Source organism: Roseomonas sp. TF40, assembly GCF_057219975.1.
Window position 1 is genome coordinate 521,309 of the sequence record NZ_JBXVVR010000003.1, and the last position, 16,951, is coordinate 538,259.

At 71.1% G+C, this 16,951-nt stretch carries 16 protein-coding genes; 7 read left to right on the forward strand and 9 right to left on the reverse strand.

From position 1 onward, the window contains the following. The first annotated feature begins 63 nt into the window (after positions 1-63). Positions 64-999, forward strand: coding sequence for a Gfo/Idh/MocA family protein (locus AC2D9U_RS12415; protein WP_484749361.1), 936 nt, complete (start codon positions 64-66; stop codon positions 997-999). On the opposite strand, the gene AC2D9U_RS12420 is transcribed toward AC2D9U_RS12415, so the two are convergent. The 7 genes from AC2D9U_RS12420 to AC2D9U_RS12450 form a co-directional block, all read right to left on the reverse strand. Next, positions 1,000-2,322 (reverse strand): TRAP transporter large permease, encoded by a 1,323-nt coding sequence (locus tag AC2D9U_RS12420; protein ID WP_484749363.1) that lies wholly within the window; start codon positions 2,320-2,322, stop codon positions 1,000-1,002. After that, positions 2,319-2,879 (reverse strand): TRAP transporter small permease subunit, encoded by a 561-nt coding sequence (locus AC2D9U_RS12425; protein WP_484749364.1) that lies wholly within the window; start codon positions 2,877-2,879, stop codon positions 2,319-2,321. Before AC2D9U_RS12425 ends, AC2D9U_RS12420 begins: the two co-directional genes overlap by 4 nt. Positions 2,880-2,882: 3 nt before the next feature. Then, entirely contained in the window at positions 2,883-3,950 is a 1,068-nt protein-coding gene (locus tag AC2D9U_RS12430; RefSeq protein ID WP_484749366.1) for a C4-dicarboxylate TRAP transporter substrate-binding protein, read from the reverse strand. Positions 3,951-3,976: 26 nt separating this feature from the next. Beyond that, entirely contained in the window at positions 3,977-6,358 is a 2,382-nt protein-coding gene (locus AC2D9U_RS12435) for a xanthine dehydrogenase family protein molybdopterin-binding subunit (protein WP_484749369.1), read from the reverse strand. 3 nt (positions 6,359-6,361) lie between these two features. Then, complete coding sequence (locus AC2D9U_RS12440) at positions 6,362-6,841, reverse strand: (2Fe-2S)-binding protein (protein WP_484749371.1); 480 nt, start codon at positions 6,839-6,841, stop codon at positions 6,362-6,364. A gap of 7 nt (positions 6,842-6,848) precedes the next feature. Beyond that, the gene (locus AC2D9U_RS12445) at positions 6,849-7,673 is read right to left on the reverse strand and encodes an FAD binding domain-containing protein (RefSeq protein WP_484749373.1); all 825 of its coding nucleotides are present in this window, start codon (positions 7,671-7,673) and stop codon (positions 6,849-6,851) included. Positions 7,674-7,780: 107 nt separating this feature from the next. Beyond that, entirely contained in the window at positions 7,781-8,572 is a 792-nt protein-coding gene (locus tag AC2D9U_RS12450) for a cyclase family protein (RefSeq protein WP_484749375.1), read from the reverse strand. Positions 8,573-8,675: 103 nt separating this feature from the next. Between AC2D9U_RS12450 and AC2D9U_RS12455 the strand changes: the two genes are divergently transcribed. From AC2D9U_RS12455 to AC2D9U_RS12465, 3 genes are all read left to right on the forward strand, one after another. Next, positions 8,676-9,431: a 2-keto-4-pentenoate hydratase gene (locus AC2D9U_RS12455; RefSeq protein WP_484749377.1), complete on the forward strand. Its 756-nt coding sequence runs from the start codon at positions 8,676-8,678 to the stop codon at positions 9,429-9,431. Positions 9,432-9,467: 36 nt separating this feature from the next. Next, positions 9,468-10,595: a calcium-binding protein gene (locus AC2D9U_RS12460; protein ID WP_484749379.1), complete on the forward strand. Its 1,128-nt coding sequence runs from the start codon at positions 9,468-9,470 to the stop codon at positions 10,593-10,595. A 68-nt stretch (positions 10,596-10,663) separates the two neighbouring features. Then, positions 10,664-11,653 carry a Bug family tripartite tricarboxylate transporter substrate binding protein gene (locus AC2D9U_RS12465; protein ID WP_484749381.1) on the forward strand — a complete coding sequence of 330 codons (990 nt, stop codon included), beginning with the start codon at positions 10,664-10,666 and terminating at the stop codon, positions 11,651-11,653. 84 nt (positions 11,654-11,737) lie between these two features. Here AC2D9U_RS12465 and AC2D9U_RS12470 read toward each other — a convergent pair whose 3' ends face one another. Then, entirely contained in the window at positions 11,738-12,904 is a 1,167-nt protein-coding gene (locus AC2D9U_RS12470) for a DUF2336 domain-containing protein (protein WP_484749383.1), read from the reverse strand. Further along, entirely contained in the window at positions 12,901-14,115 is a 1,215-nt protein-coding gene (locus AC2D9U_RS12475; protein WP_484749384.1) for a GGDEF domain-containing protein, read from the reverse strand. Before AC2D9U_RS12475 ends, AC2D9U_RS12470 begins: the two co-directional genes overlap by 4 nt. A 127-nt stretch (positions 14,116-14,242) precedes the next feature. On the opposite strand from AC2D9U_RS12475, the gene dapD reads away from it, so the two are divergent. The 3 genes from dapD to AC2D9U_RS12490 all read left to right on the forward strand — a co-directional run bounded on the left by dapD (position 14,243) and on the right by AC2D9U_RS12490 (position 16,944). Further along, the gene (gene dapD, locus AC2D9U_RS12480) at positions 14,243-15,088 is read left to right on the forward strand and encodes a 2,3,4,5-tetrahydropyridine-2,6-dicarboxylate N-succinyltransferase (protein WP_484749387.1); all 846 of its coding nucleotides are present in this window, start codon (positions 14,243-14,245) and stop codon (positions 15,086-15,088) included. Between the two features lie 147 nt (positions 15,089-15,235). Beyond that, entirely contained in the window at positions 15,236-16,354 is a 1,119-nt protein-coding gene (gene dapE / locus AC2D9U_RS12485; RefSeq protein ID WP_484749389.1) for a succinyl-diaminopimelate desuccinylase, read from the forward strand. Continuing rightward, positions 16,351-16,944, forward strand: a complete 594-nt coding sequence (locus AC2D9U_RS12490; protein WP_484749391.1) for a hypothetical protein — start codon at positions 16,351-16,353, stop codon at positions 16,942-16,944. Before dapE ends, AC2D9U_RS12490 begins: the two co-directional genes overlap by 4 nt. Positions 16,945-16,951: the final 7 nt, after the last annotated feature.

Consider the following 16,951-nt stretch of genomic DNA (forward strand, 5'->3'; position numbering starts at 1 on the left):
CCCGATGCAAGCCCAGGCCTCTGACTGTATGAAGGAAGGCGATGGATCAGGGGGCTTGAACGCATGTCGGTGCCGGTTGCCGTGCTCGGGGTGGGCCATTTCGGGCGGTTTCATGCGCTGAAGGCGGCCAAGGCGGGCCCGCTGCGCCTCGTGGCCCTGCATGATGCGGACCCCGCGCGGGCGGGCGCCGTCGCGGCCGAACTCGGCGTGCCGGCCCTGCCGGTGGCGGAGGCCATCGCCGCGGCCGAGGCGGTGATCGTCGCCGCCCCCACCCGCTTCCACGCCGCGCTGGGCCGCCAGGTGCTGGAGGCCGGGCGGCACCTCTTCATGGAAAAGCCCATCGCCGCCAGCCTGGAGGAGGGCGAGGCGCTGGCCGCCCTGGCCGCCGCCAGGGGCAAGGTTTTGCAGGTGGGCCATATCGAGCGCTTCTCGGCCGCCTTCCGCGCCGTGGTCGCCGCCCCCGCCAATGGCCGCGCCCTGCATTGGGAGGCCGTGCGCGCCGCCCCCTTCCGGCCGCGCTCGCTGGATGTCTCGGTCGTGCTCGACCTGATGATCCACGACATCGACCTGGTGCTGACGCTGGCCGGGGACGACCCTGTAGAAGTGCGCGCGACGGGGGCGCGGGTGATGTCCGACCATGCGGATTTCGCCGTCGCCCAGCTCAGCTTTCCCGGCGGGCGCACGGCGACGATCACCGCGTCGCGCATCTCGCTCGCCATGGAGCGGCGGCTGCGGGTGCTCGGCACCGAGGGCGAGATGAGCGTGGATTTCCTCGGCCGGTCGCTGGCCGTGCTGCGCCGCGGGGGCGCGGAGCCGGTGGCGACCATGCCGGGCTACGGCATCGACCGCGCCGGCTGGACCGACCATGACAGCCTGGAGGCCGAGCAGGCCGGCTTCGCCCGCGCCTGCCGCGGCGAAGCCCCGCCCGAGGTCCCGGCCGAGGCCGGGCTGCGCGCGCTGCGCGTGGCGCTCGCGGTGGAGCGCGCGATCGACGCCTGATCAGCCCGGGCCGGAGACCATCGTCGAAAGTCCCGGGAAGGCCACCAGCAGCGCCAGCACCGCGAGCATCACGAAAACGAAGGGCATCGCCCCCGCGAAGATGGTCTCGAGCCCGATGCGCTTGTCGTTCAAGGTCGCCTTCACCGCGAAGGCGCTGATGCCAAAGGGCGGTGTCAACAGCCCCACCTCCACGGCGATCACGGTGATGATGCCGAAGTGGATCAGGTCGAGCCCGAATTCCTTGGCGATGGGTGCGGCGATGGGGGTGACGATCAGCAGGATCGAGGAGCTGTCGATGATCATCCCCAGCAGCAGCACGAACAGGATGTAGACGAAGAGGAAGCCATAGACGCCAAGCCCCATCGCCTCGATCAGGTCGGCGATGGAGGCCGGGATGCCGGCCATGGTCAGCATGCGCGAATACATGCTCGCCGCGATCAGCAGGAACAGGATGCCGACCGAGACGAATCCGGTCTCCATCAGGATGCGCCAGAAGCGCGGCAGGTTCAGCCGGCGCCGCACCACCGCGATGACCAGCGCGCCGAAGGCGCCGATGGCGCCGGCCTCTGTTGGGGTGAAGAAGCCGGTGTAGAGCCCGCCCAGCACCAGGGCGATGAGCGTCGCGATGGGCACGGATTTGGCGAGCAGGCTCGCCGTCGTCTCCTCCTGCACCGGCAGTTCCGCGAAGGCGGCACGGGGCTGCACCCATTCCGGGCGGTAGGTCGCCATCCAGTAGATCATGCCGATGAAGCCCGCGGCCATGATCAGCCCCGGCACGATGCCCGCCAGGAAGAGCTTGCCGATCGAGACCTCGGCCAGCACGCCATAGATGATCATCAGCAGGGAGGGCGGGATGAGCATGCCCAGGATGGAACTGCCCGCCACGCAGCCCACCGCGAATTTCGGCGTGTAGCCGAAGCGCATCATCTGCGGCACGGCGACCTTGGTGAAGACCGCGGCCGAGGCGATGGAAATGCCCGTGACCGCGCCGAACACCGCATTGGCCGCCACGGTTGCCATGCCCAGCCCGCCGCGCACGCGGCGCAGCAGGTATTGCGCGACCTCGAACGTGTCCTTGCCGACATCGCTGACCGAGACCAGCAGGCCCATCAGCACGAAGAGCGGGATGGTGGCGAAGAGGTAGTCCGATATCGCGGCGTAGGAAGCCAGCGCCAGCAGCCGCCCGGCGAGCTCGAAATTGTCGCGGATCAGGCCGATGCCGATGAAGCTGAGGAACACCAGCGCGATGCCGATCGGCATGCCCGACAGCACAAGGGCGGCCATGATGCCGATGAGCGCAAGGCCGATCTCGATCTCGATCACGCGGGCACTCCCGTCACGGCACGCTTCAGCGACATCACCACCTGCACCACGCCGGCCGCCATGGCGCCGGCGCAGCCGACCAGGATCGCCATGCGGATCGGCCAGGTGGGCAGCGTCCAGACACCCTGCACGCCGAAGAACTCGTTCTGCTGCCAGGCATCCTCGAATTGCGGGAGCGTGGCGGTGAAGATGACGTAGAAGATGAACACGGCGATGCCGGCGAAGACCGCCTCCAGCACCTCCGCCGCCCGCGGCGCCCGGGCCTGCAGCCGTGCGAGGAACATGTCGGCGCGCGTCATGCGCTGCGCATGGATGGTGGCCGGCAACTGCAGGAAGACGATGGCCACGATCATCATCGCGCAGATCTCAGCCACGCCGTTCAGCGGCGCGTTGAAGAAGGATCGCCCGGCCACGTCGGTGACGATCAGCGCCATCATCAGCGCGATCATCACCGTGCCCAGGCTGTTCAGCAGCCAGAGCACCAGGCCGAGCGGGTCCTTCGGCGGCCGCGCAGCAGCTTCCTGCGCGGCCTCGTTGACGCTGTCGAGTTCCGACACGCCTCAGGCCGTCCAGGGGCGGCCCGGCTGTGCGCCGCCGGCGCGCAGCCCGTCCATGTAGGCGCCAAGCACCTTGCGCGCGGGCTGGCCGCGGCCCTCATTGGTGCGCACCCAGTCGCCGGCGATGTCCGGCACGCCCGCGATCCAGCGCGCGCGCTCGGCGGCCGGCAGTTCGGAGATCTGCGCGCCCCGCTGGCCCATCTCGGCCATGTTCGCGGTGCTGGTCTCGATCACGCGGTTGGTCAGCGCCTCGGTATAGGCCTTGCCGCCGGCGCGGAAGGCGTTCTGCACCACGGGGTCGAGCCGGTTGAAGGTGGTGCGGTTCATGCCGATGCCACCCACATACATGCAGCCGACGTTCACCTTCGTGATGAAGCGCGCGACCTCATGCACGCGCACCGGGAAGATGCCCGAGGCGAAGGAGAGTGCGCCTTCGCTGACGCCGGTCTGGATGTCGGTGTAGTAGGTGGTGAGCGCGCCGTTCACCGGCACCGCGCCGGTCCCACCCAGCCAGGTGGCGGAGACACCCGGCGCGCTGATCTTGCGGTTGCGCAGGTCATCCAGCGTGCGGATCGGGAAGGTGGTCCACAGGTCATAGGTCTCGGTGCCGCAGCTGCCGAGATTGACCATGTTGTTCTCGGTCCAGGCGCGCTGCATCTCCGGCATTTCGGCGTGCATCTTCTCCATCACGTCGATCTGCAGGCGCAGATTGTCGGTGGCGAAGGGCGCGAAATAGGTCACGTTCTGCAGCGGCATCGCGCTGCCTTCCCAGAGCGTGCCGACGAAGCCGACATCGGTGATGCCATCGCGCACCGCGCTGCGGGTCTCGGTGAAGCGGTAGAGCGTGCCGCCGAAAGCCTCGCGCCAGCGGATGCGGAAGCGCGTGTTCTCGAGCTCGGCATTCACCTTGGGCATCAGCGCCTGCTGCATCGCCCAGATCCAGGCGATGGTGGTGGGGTGGGAGGCGGCGATGGTGATGTTGATCTGGGTCTGGGCGCCGACGACATTGGGGGCGGCGAGCGGGGCGGCGGCGGCGGTGCCGAGCAGCGCGCGGCGGGTGAGGATGCTCATCTTTCCTGGATCTCCCTGGGTTCGTGTCAGAATTTGCCCAGCGCGCCGAGGATGCGCGCGGGGGTGAAGGGTTGCGCGAAGACGCGCGCGCCGAAGGGGCGCAGCGCGTCATTGATGGCGTTCTGCACGGCAGCCGGCGCGCCGGCGGTGCCGGCCTCGCCCGCGCCCTTCGCACCCAGCGCCGATTCACGCGTGGGGGTCGCGACATGCGCCACCGTGATGTCCGGCATCTCGCCCGCCATCGGCAGCAGGTAGTCCGCGAGGCTGCCGGTCAGCAGCTGGCCTTCCGGCGAATAGACGCAATGCTCGTAGAGCGCGCCGCCCAGGCCCTGCACCACGCCGCCGCGGATCTGCTCATCGACCAGCATCGGGTTGATCACCGTGCCGCAATCCTCGACGCACCAATGGCCGAGCAGCGTGACGAAGCCGGTCTCGGGATCGACTTCCAGGTAGCTCGCCTGCGCGCCATTGGTGAAGCAGAAGGGGTAGTCCTTCGGCGTCCAGTGGCGCGTGGCGACCAGTTCGCGCAGCAGATCCTTGGGTAGGGTGTCGCCGCGGAAATAGACGATGCGGCCGAGTTCCTCGAGCGGCAGCCGTTCCGCTCCGGTGGCGCGATCCACCACCACGCCCGCGCGCACATCGAGGCTCTCGGGCGGCGCCTGCAACATCGCGCCCGCGATGAGCAGGATCTGCTCGCGCAGCGCCGTGCCGGCCTGCAGCGCGGCCTCACCGCCGATGCCCGCGCCGCGGCTGGCCCAGGTGCCGCCGCCATAGGGCGTGGTCTCGGTATCGCCGGTGGTGACGCGCACGCGCGACACATCGACGCCCACCGCACTCGCCGTGATCTGCGCGAGCATCGCCTCCGTCCCCTGGCCCTGCTCGGTCACGCCGGAGGAGACCTGGACTGAGCCATCGGGATCAAGCCGCACCGTCGCGCCATCCATGGCCGAGATGCGCGCGCCCCCGATGCCGTACATGAAGGGCGAGGGATTCGTCAGTTCGATGAAGCAGGCGAGGCCGATGCCGCGATGCACGCCGCGCTTGCGCGCATCCGCCTGCTCGGCGCGCAGCCGGTCGTAGTCCATGAGGTCGAGCAGCCGCGCGAGGCTCTTCTGGTGGCTCAGCCCCTCGAAGGCGAGATTCGCGAGGTTCTTGCAGGGATAGGCATCGTCGGCGATCAGGTTGCGCCGGCGGATCTCGGCCGGATCCATGCCGATGGCCTCGGCGCAGAGATCGACCAGCCCCTCGGTCACCGCGGTGGCGATGGGGTGGCCCACCGCGCGGTATTGGCAGGTCGGCGTCTTGTTCTGGAACACCACCGAGGTGCGCGCCTTGTAGCCGCGCAGGACATAGGGCCCGCCGGTGAGGTTCACCACCTGGTTGCCCTCGACCGCCGAGGTGCGCGGATAGACCGAATAGGGGCCGATGCCGGTCAGGTCATCGATCTCGATGGCGAGCAGCGTGCCATCCTTCGCCACGGCCGCCTTCGCATGGATTCGGTGGTCGCGCGCATGGATGTCGCTGACCATGCCCTCCATCCGGTCGGCGGTGAACTTCACGGGCCGGCCGAGCATCCTGCTGAGCGCGACGGTCGCGACCTCATCCGGATAGACATGCACCTTGATGCCGTAGCTGCCGCCGACATCCTTGCAGATGACGCGCACATCGCCCTCGCGCAGCCCCAGATGCTTGGCGAAGACCGTCTGCATCATGTGCGGCGCCTGGTTCGAATGATGCACCACCATCCGCCCCTCGGCCGGGTTCCAATCGGCCAGGATCGCGCGGCCTTCGAGGCAAACGCCGGTATGCCGCCCGGTGTGGAAGGTGGCCTGCACCACCACGGCGTCGGGGTCCGCGAAACAGGCATCCGGCTCGCCGCCCACATGGTCGCGCCGGAAGGCGAGGTTGTCGCCGAGATCGGGGTGGATCACGGGAGTGCCGGCGTCGAGCGCGGTCTCCATCTCCACCGCGGCGGGCAGTTCCTCCCAGGTCACGTCGATCAGCGCGACCGCATCCTCGGCCTCGGCGCGCGTGCGCGCCACCACCGCCACCACGGGCTCGCCCTGCCAGCAGGCGCGATCGACGGCGAGCGCGTGTTGCGGCGCGGATTTCAGGCCCTTGAGGTGATGCAGCACGCCGACCCAGGGCGTGCAGACCTTCGCCATCTCCTGCCCATCGACGATGCGGATCACGCCTGGCGATCGCTGCGCCGCCGCCACGTCGATGGCGACGATGCGCGCATGCGCGTGCGGGCTGCGCAGGAAGGCCACATGCACCATGCGCGGCAGGCGCAGATCATCCACATAGCTGCCGCGCCCGGCGACGAGGCGCTTCGCATTGGGGCGCGGCACGGAGCGCCCGATATAGCTGTTCGGCCGATCGACGGCGGAGAGGGTCGCGTCATCCATCGCTCAGCCCTTTCGCAGCGTGGCAGCGGCGCTGAGCACCGCCTCGACGATGGCGTGGTAGCCGGTGCAGCGGCAGTAATTGCCGCTGATCCCTTCCCGCACCTCCTCGCGCGAGGGATCGGGATTGGCGCGCAGCAGTTCCGACGCCGCGACCAGCATGCCCGGCGTGCAATAGCCGCATTGCAGCGCGTTGTGCGCGACGAAAGCCTCCTGCAGCGCGGCGATGGCCCCGCTCTCGGTCAGCCCCTCGATGGTCTGCACCGAAGCCCCATCGGCCTGCACGGCGAGCATCAGGCAGCCGCGCACCATCTGGCCATCGACCAGGATGGAACAGGCCCCGCAGACGCCATGCTCGCAGCCGGCATGGCTGCCGGTGAGGTCGAGCCGCTCGCGCAGGAAATCGATGAGATGCATGCGCGGTTCGACGCGCGCATCCACGCGCTCGCCATTCACCGTCACGCTGATGTCGATGGCGTGCTGCATGCGCCCCTCAGCCCTTGAGTTGTGCGAAGGCGCGGCCGAGCAGCACGCGCGCCAGGTGCCGGCGGAATTCGGGCGGGCCGTGCAGGTCGCCGGGCGGGTCGAGATCCTCAGCCAGCGCATCCTGCGCCGCCTTGATGTCGCCACGCGCGAAGGCGGCCTCGGCGCGAAGGCTGCGCTGGGGCACCCCACCCACGCCGAACCAGGCGAGCCGCGCGGCATCGGGGCGCAGCACGGCGGCGAGGCCGACGATGGCGTAGTCGCCATGCCGGCGCGCGAGTTCCACCAGCGCGCTCCGCTGCCCGGCGGCAGGCAGCGGGATCTCCAGCGCCAGGATCAGCTCGCCCGCGCGCAGATCCGTCTCATAGAGGCCCTTGAAGAAATCGGTCGCCGCGATGCGCCGCTCCCCGCTGCGGCCCCCTGCGACGATCATGGCATCCAGCGCCAACATGCAGGCGGGCAGCTCGGCCGCCGGGTCGGCCAGCGCGACGGAGCCACCGATGGTGCCGCGGTTGCGGATGGCGGCGTGGGCGATGTGCGGCACGGCCTGGGCCAGCAGCGGCGCATGGCGCGCCACCAGCGGATCGGCGCCCAGTTCGGCATGGCGCGTCAGCGCGCCGATCCGCAAGGCGTTGCCCTGCAGCGTGATGCCACGCAGCGCGTCCAGACCGTTGATGTCGAGCAGCAGGGAAGGTGCCGAGAGGCGCAGGTTCAGCGTCGGGATCAGGCTCTGCCCGCCCGCGAGCAGCCGCGCCTGGTCGCCATGCGCCTCAAGCGCGGCGAAGACATCCTCCAGGCTTTTCGCCCGGGCATAGGCAAAGGGGGCGGGCTTCACCGCTTCTACTCTCCTCCCCGATCCTGGCCGCAATCCTGTTGCGCGCGGCCTGTTTCTCGGACCTGTCTGGCATAGGCGGGCCGCGTGGCGGTGGCAAGCGGAGGCTTTCAGCCCTCCAGGATCGCCACCGCGCGCGTCCAGCCGCCCGACCCGCCCTTGATGCTCACCGGGAAGCAGGAGACGAGGAAGCCGTGGTCCGGCAGGGCCTCGAGCCCGCCGAGCTTCTCGATCTGGCAATAGCCGCGCTCGCGCCCGGCCTTGTGGCCTTCCCAGATGAGGGAGGCATCGCCGGTGGCCGCCACGCGGGCCTTGGTGTGGATGAAGGGCGCGTCCCAGGACCAGCCATCGGTGCCCACCACGCGCACGCCGCGCTCCGTCAGCCACAGCGTCGCCGCGCGGCCGAAGCCGCAGCCGCTCGCCACATAATCCGGCTGGCCATAGCGCGCGCCGGCGCTGGTATTGGCCAGCACGATGTCGCCCGGCTGCAGCCTGTGGCCGATGCGCGCCAACTCGGCCTCGATCTGCTCCGGTGTCACCACATGGCCATGCGGCAGGTGCCGGAAATCGAGCTTCACGCCGGGGCCGAAGCACCAGTCGAGTGGCACCTGCTCGATGGTCAGCGCCGGCTTGCGGCCGCCGGGCGTGGCGGCATCCATCGTGCTCGCATAGTGCCAGGGCGCATCGACATGCGTGCCATTATGGGTGGAGAGCCGCACCCACTCGATCGCCCAGCCCTCGGAGTCGGGCAGCTGGTCCTCGGAGATGCCGGGGAAGAAGCCGACCACATCCTTCGCCGTCTCGCGATGCGTCTGGTAGTCGATCTGCGGCCCATAGCCGGGCGGATCCGCCGCCACGCCATTCTCGAGCGGGCGCGAGAGGTCGATGAAGCGGCGCGGCATGGGCATTCTCCTCCGGGGCGCGCGAGCATAGGCGCAGGCGAGGGGGCTTCAACAGCAGCGGGCATGGCCGCATCCTCCGCACCCCAACGACAGGAAACGCCCGATGTCCGAAGCCCTGATCCACCAAGCCGCCGAGATGCTGGTCGCCGTGCGCCATGGCGGGCCGCGCCTCGCCGGGCTGGGCGCCGCCGCGCCGGCCGATGCCGCCACCGCCTGGGCCGTGCAGAAGGAGGTGGCGCGCCGCGTGGGGGCCAGGATCGGCGGCTGGAAATGCGCCGCCCCGCCCGGCAAGCCGACCTCCGGCGCCATGATCGACGCGCAGACCATCGCCCCCTCCGGCACGCGCTGGTCGGTCACGCCCGGCGAGAAGATCGGCATCGAGACCGAGATCGCCTTCCGCTTCGCCCGCCCCCTGCCGGCCCGCGCCACCCCCTATAGCGAGGCCGAGGTGCTGGACGCGGTGGGCGGCGTCTTTCCCGCCATCGAGATGGTCGTCAGCCGCTACATCGACCCCGCCAAGGTCACGCTGCCCGAGGCCATCGCCGACAACGTCGCCAATGCCGGGCTCGTGTGCGGCGCCGATGTGGCGAACTGGCGTAGCCTCGATCTGCCGAAGCTGGTGGTGCGGCAGACCTATGCCGGGCAGGTGCAGGTGGAGCAGGCGGGCGGCAACCCCTCCGGCGGGCCTTTCGGGCCGCTGGTCTGGCTGGCGAATTTCCTGCCCAGCGTCGGCCTGCAGATCGAGGCCGGGCATGTGGTGACCACCGGCAGCTGCACCGGCCTGCTCTGGGTCGAAAGCCACCAGCGCGTGACGGGCGGCTTCGCCGGCCTGGGGGAGGTCGTGGTCGACCTCGCCTGAACCACTATCCCCGCGACCTCTTCAAGGAGAGACAGCATGGCCGTGCCTGACAACGATGTGCCCGCCGCCCGTGACCTCTCCTTCCTCGTGGGGAGCTTCTGGTATTGCCCGGCACCGAACCTGCCCGCGGCGCTGGTGGTGAACGGCCCTACGGGGCCGGTGGTGACGATGGTGCAGGACCAGACGGTCTGGCACATCCGCGAGACCGGCCTCGGCTACGTCTTCGCCGATTGTGCCACGAATATCGGCGGTACCTGGAGCTATTCGACCATCGCCGGCTCGATCACGCCGGAGGGGCGCGTGCTCTTCGGCTTCACGCCCGACAGCGCGGTGATGACCGGCCCGGGCGGCCTCACCGCCAGCACCGTGACCCAGGGCGCGGGCACCCTGACCACGGTGGGGGGCGAGCCTGCCTTCCTGATGCAGATGTACAGCGGCACCGGTGCCGTCGGCTTCACGCATTGGGCCTACATGCTGCGTGCCGAACCCGGCGATGCCGCCTGGCTCGACCTGCCCGGCACCGTGCCGCGCGGCATCGAGGAGGTGTTCCGTGTCGGCAGCACCGCGGGCTCCACCGTCCCGGGGATCGATGCCACGGGCTCGGGCCGGGCGGAACGTCTGTATGGCAGCGACCGGGCCGACCGCCTGCTCGGCCAGGGTGGCGCCGATACGCTGGACGGCGGCGATGCGGCCGATTTCCTGGCCGGCGGCGCGGGCAATGACCTGCTGCTGGGCGGCGCCGGCGCGGATCGGCTGCTGGGCGGGACCGGCGCCGACACGCTGGCCGGCGGCACCGGGCCGGACATGCTGACGGGCAATGCCGGTGCCGACATCTTCCGCTTCGATGCCCCGGACAACGGCCTCCGCGACACCGTGACCGATTTCGTGCGCGGCCAGGATCTGATCGCGATCGATGCCAGCGGCTTCGGCCTGGGCCTCGCGCCCGGCGCCATGCCGGCCGCGCTGTTCTACGCGCACCCCGACGGCTCTTCCTTCGCGGCCCACCCGGCCCATCGCTTCATCTACACGAACAGGTTCGGGGGGGAATTGTACTTCGACCCCGATGGTCGCACCCACCCGACACCGGGCGAGAGCGCCATTCTCATCGCGAAATTCAACGGCAATCCGGCCCTGAGTGCCGCGGATTTCGTGATCATCGCCTGAGGACGCCTCGGGGCTTGCGGTGCCGGGCGGCGGGGGCTTTCCTGTCGCCCGCCGTTCGGAGGACCCCCATGCGCCCCTTCTCCCGCCTGCTCCTGCCCCTGCTGGCCCTGTTCGGCGCCGCGCCGGCCGTGGCGCAGGAGGCCCCCTGGCCCTCGCGCCCCATCGAATTCCTGGGCGGCTTCCCGAACGGCTCGGGCGTGGACATCTATGCGCGGCGCCTCGCCATCCCGCTCTCGCGCGCGCTCGGCGTGCCGGTGGTGGTCAACAACCGCATCGGCGCGGGCGGCAACATCGCCTCGGACTTCGTCGCCAAGGCGCGGCCGGATGGCTACCTGATCCTGTTCGGCACGGCGGGCACGCATGCCATCAACGCCGCGCTCTATCGCCGCCTGCCCTTCGACCCGCTGCGCGACGTGACGCATATCGCGCATCTGGGCGATGTGCCGAACATCCTGATCACCTCCACCCAGCATCGCCCGCAATACACCAATTGCCAGGCGGTGATGGCCGATGCGCGGGCGCGGCCGGGCGCGCTGAACTATGGCAGCACCGGCAATGGCGCCTCCACCCATCTCGCGGGCGTGCGCTTCGCCACCGCGGCGAGCCTCGACATGGTGCATGTGCCCTTCACCGGCCAGGGCGGCGTGGTGACGGCGCTGCTCGGCGGGCAGATCGACCTGTTCTTCAACCAGACCGGCCCGGCCATCGCCATGATCCAGGCCGGCACGGTGCGCGCGCATGGCGTGACCACGCGCAACCGCGTGCCCGCCCTGCCGGACGTGCCGACCATCGCCGAGGCCTGCGGCCTGCCGGATTTCGAGAGCACGACCTGGTACGGCGTCTTCGGCCCGCCCGGCCTGCCAGCGGCGATCCAGCAGCGCCTGAACGCCGAGATCGTGAAGGCGATTGAGGAGCCGGAATTCCGCTCCTGGCTGATCAACAACCAGGGCATCGACCCGCCGACGGTGCGCACGCCCGCGGAGTTCCGCGCGGTGCATGAGCGCGACATCGCCCGCTGGGCCACGGTGGTGCGCGCCGCCGGCGCGACCGTGGACTAAGTCAGGCAAGACTGAAGGGCTGTCGGCGTTCGGCCGCCAAGGGCGGCCGAGGCGCCTAATGGCGCCCGGCGCCTGGGGGCAAAATCAAGCCGGCAGCCCCTCCAGCAACTCCTCCTGCCAGGCGAGGTCGGCGGCGCTCAGGGCCCAGCCGCCCTCGGCATTGGGGCGGATCACCTCGCCCGGCGGCAGGCGGCCCAGGACGGCCTGCGTCGCCGCCGCCAGCGCGGGTGACCAGCCGGCGCGGTGGCACAGCGCCGCCAGGGCGCGCGCGCTGCGCAGGGCCACGGCGGCGTCGATCCGCACCTCCGTCGTGCCGGCATCCTGCGCCAGGGCGAGGCGCAGCATCTCCCGCTCCCCGGCCCGGGCGGCGAGGAAGAGAGGTTTCTCGCGCGCGGCGATGCCGGCGGCGCTGTCCAGCCGCTCATTCACCCGCGCCAGCAGCGCGGTGTCCACATCCGGCGGCAGGTCGGCGCGGCGGCGCAGCGCCTGCAGCAGATGGGCGGCGACCAGGCCACCCAGGGTGCGCGCCGTGCAGGGCGGCAGGCTGGGGCGGGAGATCAGCGCGCGCTGCCAGGAATCATGCGCTGCCGCTTCGCCCGCGAGGCGATCCAGCGTCGCCTCCCGAATCGCGGCCGAGGGGTTGGCGAGCAGTGCCGCGATGGCGGGCGTATCGGCGCTGCCGGCCACGGCATCCGCCACCGCCTCCGAGATCGCCGGGCGGCGGGCCACGGCGCGGCGGGTGAAGGGGGCCGGGGGGGCGGCGATCAGCGCCAGCAGGTCGGCCTCGGTCAGCAGGGGCGAGAGGCGGATCACCGGGTCCGCCACCGGCAGGGCCGCATCGCCGGCAAGGCGCATCACCAGGTCGCGCGGCGCGTCGGGCAGTTCCGCCACCACCTCGGCGATGGCGGCGCGCACCTCGACCGCCGCATCGGCCACGAGCATCGCCATGGTGCCGGCCGAGATGCGCGTCAGCCGGTCCTGCGCCTGGCGGTCGAGCCGCGGGGCGAGGGCGGCGACGCGCCGGGCGAGTTCCGCACGCACCCGCGCATCATCGTCGCTGGCCAGCAGCAGCCCGGCCTGGGGCGGCGTGGCGCGGTTGGCGGCGACCGCCTGGCGCACCTGGGGGTCCGGATCGGCGGCGAGGTAGGTCAGCAATTCCGGCGGCGTCGCCTCGGCTGCGGCAACGGCGGTGCGCGCGGCGGCGTCGCCATGCCGGGCGGTGTGGACGGCATCCTGTAGCGCCAATGTCATGCGGCGTGGGCCTCCCGCCCCGCCCCACCGCGGCGCTTCATCGCATACATCGCCGCATCGGCGCGTGCGATCAGCTCGGCCGCGGCCTCCCCGGTGCGGCGCTCGACCAGGCCGAGGCTGGCGCGCAGCGCGTCAGGCCCGGCCTCGGGAAGGGATGCGATCGGGCCAGGCGCACCCAGGCGGAGGGTGCGTGCGCTGGCCGACGCCGCATCCGCGCCTTCCAGCCAGAGGCAGAACTCATCCCCGCCAAGCCGCGCGACGAGGTCGCCCGGCTCGGCCGCCTGGCGCAAGCGCTCGGCCATGGCGCGCAGCGCGGCGTCGCCCGCCTCATGGCCGAAGCGGTCATTCAGCGGCTTGAGCCCATCGAGGTCGAGGAACACCAGGCATCCCGCCGCGCCCACCGCCAGGCGATCCGCCAGGCCCTGGTCGAAGGCGTAGCGGTTGAGCAGCCCGGTCAGCGCATCCGAGCGCGCCGCGAGGTCGAGTGCGGCCTGCCGCGCCGCTTCTACCTGCAGGGCGGCGACCGGCATGGCCAGTGCGGCCAGCAGGTCGCGCTCATCCTGGTCGAAGCGCGGCTGGCTCGGCAGGCGCCAGGCGAAGAGCGCGGGGCCGGCGCTGCTCTCGGCCAGGGCATGCCGGTGATGCGTGTCGGGCTTGGGGGCGGGATTGCCCGCCAGCCAGCGCCAGCCGGTCTCGGAGGGAGCGAGCAGCGCCACGCCCTGCGCCGGCAGGGCAGCAGGCAGGGCGACCAGCATGGCCTCGAGCGCCGCCGCGGCGCCGGCCTCGGCCCCGCGCTGGCGTGTGCCCAGGCGCAGCAGCCGCCCGAGCGTGGTGGCGCGGCGGAGCGCGCGGGCGGCGGTCTCGGCCTCGCGCTCCGCCTGGGTCACATCCCGCGCCGTGCCGCGCAGCCCGCCCTCGGGCAGGGGCATGGCGGTGATGTCGAGGCAGCAGGGGCTGCCATCGCCGCGTGTCGTCCAGCAGCGCAGGCCGCGCTGCGCGGTGAAGCGCGGCATCGCGCCCAGCAGCAGTTCAGCCGGCTCACCGAGCCAGTCCTCGGCCGGTCGTCCCAGCACCGCCTCGGGGGCGAGGAAACTGATCCGCCCGTCCGCATCCAGTTCGAAGACCAGTTCCGCCTCCAGCAGCGCCAGCGCCCGCCAGCGGCTTCGGCTTTCCTGGAGCGAGGCGATCATCTGGGCGTCGGGGGGCGGCATCGCAGGCATGGCCGCATCATCCTGCCCCTGGGTGAAGGTCCGGTTAGCGAGCGCGCGTTGACATCGCGCGCGCTCTCTCCCCATGGTCCGCCCGCCTCCGCAACCAGACCAGGATACCCGCCCCGCCATGGACAAGACGCCGAGCCTTGTCGGGCTCGAAGCCCGCATCGAAGCGCTGTGGACCCGCCGCGATACGCTCAATGCCGGGACCCACGGCCCGGACCGCCAGGTGGTGGAGGAGGTGCTGGGCCTGCTCGATTCCGGCGTGGTGCGCGTGGCCGAGCCGACGGCGAATGGCTGGCATGTGAACCAGTGGCTGAAGCAGGCCGTGCTGCTGAGCTTCCGCCTGACCGACAGCGCGCCGATGGACACCGCCGCGGGCGCCTATGACAAGGTGCCGCTGAAGTGGGAAGGCTGGGGCCCGAATCGCTGGAAGGAGGCCGGCTTCCGCGCCGTGCCCGGCGCCATCGCGCGGCGTTCCGCCTATATCGCGCCGAATGTGGTGCTGATGCCGAGCTTCGTGAATCTCGGCGCGCATGTCGGCGCCAACACCATGGTCGATACCTGGGCCACGGTCGGCTCCTGCGCGCAGATCGGCAAGAACGTGCACCTTTCCGGCGGTGTGGGCATCGGCGGCGTGCTCGAGCCGCTGCAGGCCAATCCTGTGGTGATCGAGGATGACTGCTTCATCGGTGCGCGCTCCGAGGTGGTGGAGGGCGTGATCGTCGAGCGTGGCAGCGTGCTCTCGATGGGCGTGTTCCTCTCGGCCACGACCAAGATCGTCGATCGCGCGACGGGCGAGGTCTTCGTCGGCCGCGTGCCGGCCTATTCCGTGGTGGTGCCAGGCAGCCTGCCGGGCAAGCCGCTGCCCGATGGCTCGCCGGGGCCGAGCCTCTACTGCGCCGTGATCGTGAAGCGTGTGGATGCCCAGACCCGCGCGAAGACATCGATCAACGACCTGTTGAGGGATTGATTGTGCCCTCAGACGCCGGGCGCCCGCTCCGCGGGCTTGGCTCACGCGCCAACGCACTGCTGTGCCGGGTGATGCGGTCGCCCTGCGCGCGGGGCCGCTTTGCGGCCCTGAAAGGTGGTCCTCGTGTCTGTTGTTGATCCTGTTCTGTTGGCCCAGGCGCTGATCCGCTGCCGGTCCGTGACACCGGCGGATGACGGCGCGCTGGATGTGGTGCAGCGCGCGCTGGAGGGCCTGGGCTTCGCCTGCACGCGCCTGCCCTTCGGTCCCGATGACTACCGGGTGGACAACCTCTTCGCCCGGCGTGGCAGCGGCGCGCCCCATTTCTGCTACGCCGGACACACCGATGTGGTCCCGCCCGGCGACCTCGCCGCCTGGACCGATGACCCCTTCGCCGGCGTGGTGCGCGACGGTCAGCTCTACGGGCGCGGCGCCTGCGACATGAAGGGCGGCATCGCCGCCTTCATCGCGGGGCTTTCGCAGTATCTCGACGCCACTCCGAACCACCCCGGCTCCATCTCCCTGCTCATCACCGGCGATGAGGAAGCGCGCTCCGTCGATGGCACGGCGAAGGTGCTGGAATGGATGGAAGCGAACGGCCAGATCCCGGACATGGCGCTGGTGGGCGAGCCGACCTCCAAGCGCGTGCTCGGCGACATCATCAAGATCGGCCGGCGCGGCAGCCTCAATGCCTGGGTGACCATCGAGGGCAAGCAGGGCCACAGCGCCTATCCGGCCGGTGCCGACAACCCGATCCACCGCCTGGTCGCCGCCCTCGCACCGCTGCTCGCCGCGCCGCTCGACAATGGCACGCCGCACTTCCCGCCGAGCACCTTGCAGGTCACCGGCTTCGATGTCGGCAACACGACCTCCAACGTCATCCCCGGATCGGCGCGGGCGATGATCAACATCCGCTTCAACGATCTGCACACATCGGCGCAACTGATCGAGCGCCTGCACGCCGCCTTCCGCGCCGCCGGCGCGCGCTACACGATGGAGACCGCCTGCTCGGGCGAGAGCTTCCTCACCGCGCCCGGCCCCTTCGTGCAGGCGCTGAGCGACGCGATCGCGCAGAGCACCGGCGTCACCCCCGCGCTCGATACCGGTGGCGGCACCTCCGATGCGCGCTTCATCGCGCGCTACTGCCCCGTCGCCGAATTCGGCGCGGTGGGGGAGACGCCGCACCAGGTGGATGAGCGCACCTCGGTCGCCGATCTGCACCGGCTGGCGGCGACCTATCGGGCGATCCTGGCGGCGTTGCTCCGTTGAGCGGCGGCCTGCCCCCGCCGCCCTCGCTGCGCTTCGCCGTCACCGCGGGGCTGGTCGGCGCCTTCCTGCTCGCGCGCGGCGACAAGCGCGGCATGGCGCTGATGGAGGACACGCCCGAGGGCGCGCAGCGCAGCTTCATGGCGGCGGTGATCTGCCTGCCCGCCTTCCTCGCGCTGCGCTTCTTCACCTGGGCGGAGATGCCCGAGGCCGGCGGCCTGTTCGGCCGGCCGCTGCTGGCCGAGTTGATCGGCTTCGTCCTCGCCTGGACCGCCTTCGCGCTCGCCTCGCGCCCGATCCTGCAGAGCTGGGGGCAGCTTGCCGCCTGGCCGCGCTTCATCGTCGCCTGGAACTGGTCCAACGTCGTGCAGTATCTGGTGCTGCTGCTGCTCGCCCTGCTCGGCGGGCTCGGCCTGCCGGCGGCGCTGGCGCAGGTGCTGGTGCTGCTCGGCCTTGCCTACGCCATCTGGGTCGAGTGGTTCGTGGTCCGCAGCGCGCTTTCGGTTGGCGGGCTGCAGGCGGCGGCGCTGGTGGGCCTGGATTTCGCGCTGGGCCTGTTCCTGAGCGGGCTGGTGCAGCGCCTGTCGGTCTGAAGAGGGA

Bases quoted from the DNA above. Each gene is read 5' to 3' on its own strand.
- AC2D9U_RS12415 (WP_484749361.1), top strand. From the start codon at position 64: ATGTCGGTGCCGGTTGCCGTGCTCGGGGTGGGCCATTTCGGGCGGTTT.
- dapD (WP_484749387.1), top strand. From the start codon at position 14,243: ATGGACAAGACGCCGAGCCTTGTCGGGCTCGAAGCCCGCATCGAAGCG.
- AC2D9U_RS12465 (WP_484749381.1), top strand. From the start codon at position 10,664: ATGCGCCCCTTCTCCCGCCTGCTCCTGCCCCTGCTGGCCCTGTTCGGC.
- AC2D9U_RS12440 (WP_484749371.1), bottom strand. From the start codon at position 6,841: ATGCAGCACGCCATCGACATCAGCGTGACGGTGAATGGCGAGCGCGTG.
- AC2D9U_RS12450 (WP_484749375.1), bottom strand. From the start codon at position 8,572: ATGCCGCGCCGCTTCATCGACCTCTCGCGCCCGCTCGAGAATGGCGTG.
- AC2D9U_RS12460 (WP_484749379.1), top strand. From the start codon at position 9,468: ATGGCCGTGCCTGACAACGATGTGCCCGCCGCCCGTGACCTCTCCTTC.
- AC2D9U_RS12435 (WP_484749369.1), bottom strand. From the start codon at position 6,358: ATGGATGACGCGACCCTCTCCGCCGTCGATCGGCCGAACAGCTATATC.
- AC2D9U_RS12430 (WP_484749366.1), bottom strand. From the start codon at position 3,950: ATGAGCATCCTCACCCGCCGCGCGCTGCTCGGCACCGCCGCCGCCGCC.
- AC2D9U_RS12455 (WP_484749377.1), top strand. From the start codon at position 8,676: ATGTCCGAAGCCCTGATCCACCAAGCCGCCGAGATGCTGGTCGCCGTG.
- AC2D9U_RS12475 (WP_484749384.1), bottom strand. From the start codon at position 14,115: ATGCCGCCCCCCGACGCCCAGATGATCGCCTCGCTCCAGGAAAGCCGA.
- AC2D9U_RS12470 (WP_484749383.1), bottom strand. From the start codon at position 12,904: ATGACATTGGCGCTACAGGATGCCGTCCACACCGCCCGGCATGGCGAC.